The organism is Enterococcus sp. ARL09-542 (assembly GCF_005234805.1).
GTDB classification, from domain to species: Bacteria; Bacillota; Bacilli; order Lactobacillales; family Enterococcaceae; genus Enterococcus_D; species Enterococcus_D gallinarum.
This window is the reverse complement of the sequence record NZ_QPQX01000028.1, coordinates 1-4,482: the sequence shown is the minus strand read 5'-3', so window position 1 is coordinate 4,482 and position 4,482 is coordinate 1. Positions and strand designations below refer to the sequence as shown.

Here is a 4,482-nt window from a genome sequence, read left to right as displayed (position 1 = left end):
ATTGGTGATAAATAATCTATTAAATTATAGTTTTGAAATACTAAAGATATATTATTTTTTCTATGATTACTATATCCTTTATTTTGTATATCTTCATTCTTAAACAATATTTTTCCTGTTTGAGGTTTATCAAGTCCAGCAAGTAAGGAAAGAAGTGTAGATTTTCCTGTTCCTGACTTTCCTACTATCGCATAAAACTTCCCAAGTTCAAATTTTTGATTTACTCCTGACAAAACTTTTTCTTTAGAATTTGCATAACTATATGCTACATTCTTTATTTCTAATATATCCATTATTTTCTCCTAACTTATTTTTGATAAGATTTCTTTAGGCTTCTTGATTAACATTAATGAAGAAGCAAATACAACTGATAAAACAATAATACTTATTAATATTAAATAACTTTGTCCAAGTGTTGTTATATTTGACATAAAACTACTATTATTTATTAAACTTCCACCGGAAATCATTGAATCCTCTGAGTTAATGAATCCATCTACAATTACTTTTAGTAATACATTTCCTAAAAATAAGGAAGATATTATACTTGGTATCGATATGAATATTAACTCGAATATAAATTGCATTATAATTTGTATCTTAGATGTTCCAATAGATAAAAATATACCTATTTCATAAATTCTTTCCCTTAACCATAGAATCAAGATTAATGAAAGAACAACCATCCCACCTAACATAATAGAATAAGTCATTACTTTTATTATATATTTTATTCCACTCACTGACTCTAAAGACTCTTCAAACGCATTAGAATCTTTTTCAACAAAATACTTTGACTCATCAATTTTAAGCTCTTTCAATTTGTTTAAGGCTAAGTCTGTAGATTCTGCACTACCAGAATACATTAAAATTTTATTTGCAATTTCATTATTTTCTGAATTGTTTAATATCTCTTGGCTTGTTGAATAATCTACAAACACCATATTTTCACTAAAATCAGAAGATAATCCTGTATATGTTTCCTGTTTTTTACCAGAAAAGATCCCTATAATTTTAAATTTATGACTTTTTATTTTTCCACTTTTTTCAATATCTAGTAATTCAAGATCAACTTCATCACCTAATTTTAGATTGTTTTGTTTAGCAAATTCTTCATGAACAATAATTGAATTCTTATCATTTTCTTCTATATTTTTACCTTCTTTAATTGTAAATACTCCACTACTAAATAAAATATTTCTTTTAGTATTATTTGTAGCTTCGAGTGAAACAACATTCTTAAATTCGTCAGATAAATCTTCTCTATTTATTCTTTGTTCTCCGCTAACTACTTTAGCATCTTTTAGTTTTGCTAATCCATCATATTGAATTATTTTTTCTTCAATTTCTTTTAATTTTTCAATATCTTTAAATTGATTAACATTAAAATATTTACCATCTTTTTTTGTTATTGATATTGAAGAATTAGAACTTTCATATAAAGCCTTTTCTATTTCATTGCTTGATTTCATTATTGTTAAACAAGAATACAAGCAAGAAAGAACTATAGTTAATATGATAAAAATTATTAAAGTTCTATTTTTCTTTCTTGTAATATATGCTATAGCATTTTTTATCACTTTCCTAACTACTCCTCTCTATTTTCTTACTCCATAACTAATTGCATCCACCGGACAAGCATTTTTACATCGTCCACATCTGATACACTCCAGATGATTGCAATTCTCAACTGAATCTTTATTCATTTGGCAAACTTTTTTACATTTTCCACAATTAATACACTTATCCTTATCCAATCTATATCTAAATATTGAAATAGGGTTAAAAATTGAGTAAATAGCTCCAAGTGGATATATATATTTACAAAAAGGTCTATATATAATTATAGAAAGTAACAAAGTAACTATTAGAATGATTCCTTTCCAATAATACAAGAAACCTATCGCACTTCTCATACTTTTATTTAATAAAACAAGTGGTAATCCTCCTTCCAGCATACCAATCGGACAAATAAGTTTACAAAAATACGGAGAACCCTGACCTAAAATATCAACCAAAAATAAAGGGAATATTAATGAAAAATACAAGTAATATTATGTATTTCAATTTTCTCAAATGTTTATCAAACTTAAATGTTTCAACTTTTTTAAAAAAGGGAATCTTGTGTAGCAAATCTTGAATCAATCCAAATGGACACAGCCATCCACAAACAAATCTTCCCACCAATGCTCCTATAAAAAACAAAATCCCAACTATATAATAAAATAACTAATCTTATATTTTGAATTTCCAATTACTGCCTGTAGTGATCCTATTGGACAAGAACCTTTTGCTCCCGGGCATAAATAACAATTTATACCCGGAACACAAATTTTCTTTAAATTCCCCCCGTAGATTTTACCAGTCTTAAAGCCTTCAAAGTAAGAATTAGCAATTAAAAACCAAACGGATTGAAATAAATGCTTAAAACGATCTCTTATTTTATATTTATCTTTTTTTGTACTACCATTTATAATATTTTTAATTCTATCCAATTCCAATACACTCCATACAAATTCTTATCGCCTTATCCAAGACAACTTAGTTTCTCCATTACTATCAACAAAGAAAGTCTCTGGCATAGCCTGTATACCATTCAATCTACCATTAAAGTTTGTCTTATCTGGCATTAAGAAAGGATATGAAGCCTTTGTCTTTTCATGTATTAACTTTGACTTTTCAATTGCTTCCTTGTTTTCACCGTTATCATCAACAGGATCTGTAACAACTCCAACGATATTTACACCCTTGCTTTTCATTTCATTCTGAACCTCAACCAAATCAGGAATTTCCTTTACACAAGCTGTACACCAAGTTGCAAATACATTTACCATAGTAAGATCATACTTCTCAAAATCTTTACTTGTAAAATCCTTGCCATTTATGTCCTTTGTTGATAGTTTACGTAAATCTTTAACCGATTCTTTGTTAAATGCTTCTGTATTTTCTAAATCAGTTTTTTCTGATAGCACAAAACCATTTTTAGGACGTTCTTTTTTATCTATAATTTGAATCTCAGTTCTTTTTAATTCATCCAGAAGATTACTTTCAGCTCCGCTATTTGTGCTTAAATAGCAATCGTATTTTCCATCACTTGAAACTCCTATTTTAGTATGAGTATCACATTTTATAATTTTAGATTTTTTTCTTCTGATGTATTTTTTTCAAATATACCAATAGTCCCAATTCTTTCAAGCTCATTTTGCCAATTTTTATATCCATCGCCCATCTTTTCTATAACTGCATTCTTTTGTTCTTCTGTCATTTTTTCAAATGTCAAAATAGCATACTTTAGTTCTTTATCTATAGGACTTTGATCATCTAACATCGCTATCTTTTTATCAGCTATATAATTTCTAAATTTGTCTGAGAGTTTAAATTTAAGCCCTAAATATTCATAAACATATTCTTTCTTTGCCTCCAATGTATAATCTGATGGCTTAAAAGTTTCATTTTTGCCATTTGCATTAATTGACATGCCTTCCTCTTCAGAACTTATGGATTGTCCTTCTTTTATTTTATTGTTTTCATTACTTTTTTGACACCCAACTGCGCTTAAGCTCAAACATAATGCAAGTAATAGGCATGCTCCTCTTGGTACTATTTTTTCATAAATTATTCCTCCTTTATTTTTTACACAATAGCATTTTATAGCTACTTTCAATAACATTCTACACACCTTTTATGAAACGTTGATGAAATATAATTTTTTATTTTTCCAAACTATGGTATAACAGTATAAGTATTATGCTTAAAGTTGTTCTTACACGATTAGTATATGATCGATTAGTATATGAGCAAGCACAGTAAGTGTACGGACACTTACGAAAAAAATGATGAGGCAGCCCTTTGGGATCTGCTTCTTTTTTTATCAATTTTTAACTTGTTAGGGTGTACCCTAAGACCCCGAAATACATTCAAAGGAGGATTACCTATAGCAAATAGAATACGAAATGAAAGGCTTGAAATTAAATTAACAGAAGAAGAAAAGGCTCTTTTTGAGGAGAAAAGAAAACTTGCGAAATGTAAAAATATGAGCCATTTCATCCGCAAGTGTGTTTTAGAAAAAGAAATATATTAAGTGGATTTAGAGCCGTTTAGAGATTTACAGGGTTTCCTTTCCAATGCTACCAGCAACATAAATCAGATTGCAAAGCGTGTGAATTCCACCGGCATAATCTATAAGGACGATATAAATGATATGAAAAAGCAGATTGAATATTTCTCAAAAGAGTTGTGGCAAATACATTCTCTGCTTCTTGGATAGGTTACACTGAACTAGACAATAAAAATAAGGTGTGTAAAATATAAGAAAACACACTGGAGGAATTGTTAATGTCAGAAAGAAAACCACGTCGAACGTTTACTAAAGAGTTTAAAAATCAAATGGTTCAGTTATATGCGTCAGGGAAAAAGAGAACCGATATTATCAGAGAGTATGATTTAACCCCGTCTACTTTTGATAAATGGGTGAAACAAGCA

The 4,482-nt window shown here is 28.6% G+C and carries 9 protein-coding genes and 1 pseudogene; 2 read left to right on the top strand and 8 right to left on the bottom strand.

The genetic code is table 11. From position 1 onward, the window contains the following. The 8 genes from DVW06_RS17600 to DVW06_RS17265 all read right to left on the bottom strand — a co-directional run. Window positions 1-293 (bottom strand): ATP-binding cassette domain-containing protein (locus DVW06_RS17600; RefSeq protein ID WP_238696200.1); only part of this gene is annotated, 293 nt, incomplete at its 3' end. A gap of 9 nt (window positions 294-302) precedes the next feature. Then, window positions 303-1,580: an ABC transporter permease gene (locus tag DVW06_RS16135; RefSeq protein ID WP_002301194.1), complete on the bottom strand. Its 1,278-nt coding sequence runs from the start codon at window positions 1,578-1,580 to the stop codon at window positions 303-305. A gap of 18 nt (window positions 1,581-1,598) precedes the next feature. Next, complete coding sequence (locus tag DVW06_RS17880) at window positions 1,599-2,018, bottom strand: 4Fe-4S binding protein (RefSeq protein WP_174784191.1); 420 nt, start codon at window positions 2,016-2,018, stop codon at window positions 1,599-1,601. After that, on the bottom strand, window positions 2,011-2,184 hold the full coding sequence (locus tag DVW06_RS17875) for a 4Fe-4S binding protein (protein ID WP_238696199.1): 174 nt from the start codon (window positions 2,182-2,184) through the stop codon (window positions 2,011-2,013). The genes DVW06_RS17880 and DVW06_RS17875 overlap by 8 nt, the downstream gene beginning before the upstream one ends. A gap of 29 nt (window positions 2,185-2,213) precedes the next feature. Next, window positions 2,214-2,495 carry an iron-sulfur protein gene (locus DVW06_RS17870; protein ID WP_238696198.1) on the bottom strand — a complete coding sequence of 94 codons (282 nt, stop codon included), beginning with the start codon at window positions 2,493-2,495 and terminating at the stop codon, window positions 2,214-2,216. After that, a complete protein-coding gene (locus DVW06_RS17720; protein ID WP_256278187.1) occupies window positions 2,488-2,535 on the bottom strand; it encodes a CD1871A family CXXC motif-containing protein in 48 nt (15 codons plus the stop codon). Before DVW06_RS17720 ends, DVW06_RS17870 begins: the two co-directional genes overlap by 8 nt. After that, a complete protein-coding gene (locus DVW06_RS16125) occupies window positions 2,520-2,972 on the bottom strand; it encodes a TlpA disulfide reductase family protein (RefSeq protein WP_238696197.1) in 453 nt (150 codons plus the stop codon). Before DVW06_RS16125 ends, DVW06_RS17720 begins: the two co-directional genes overlap by 16 nt. Before the next feature lie 155 nt (window positions 2,973-3,127). Further along, window positions 3,128-3,670: a hypothetical protein gene (locus DVW06_RS17265; RefSeq protein WP_002298088.1), complete on the bottom strand. Its 543-nt coding sequence runs from the start codon at window positions 3,668-3,670 to the stop codon at window positions 3,128-3,130. Window positions 3,671-3,934: 264 nt separating this feature from the next. Here DVW06_RS17265 and DVW06_RS17595 point away from each other — a divergent pair. Together DVW06_RS17595 and DVW06_RS16100 are read left to right on the top strand one after the other, a co-directional pair. Beyond that, a pseudogene (locus DVW06_RS17595) lies at window positions 3,935-4,267 on the top strand (plasmid mobilization protein). A 68-nt stretch (window positions 4,268-4,335) separates the two neighbouring features. Next, a partial coding sequence (locus DVW06_RS16100) for a transposase (protein WP_153226865.1) occupies window positions 4,336-4,482 on the top strand: 147 nt, incomplete at its 3' end.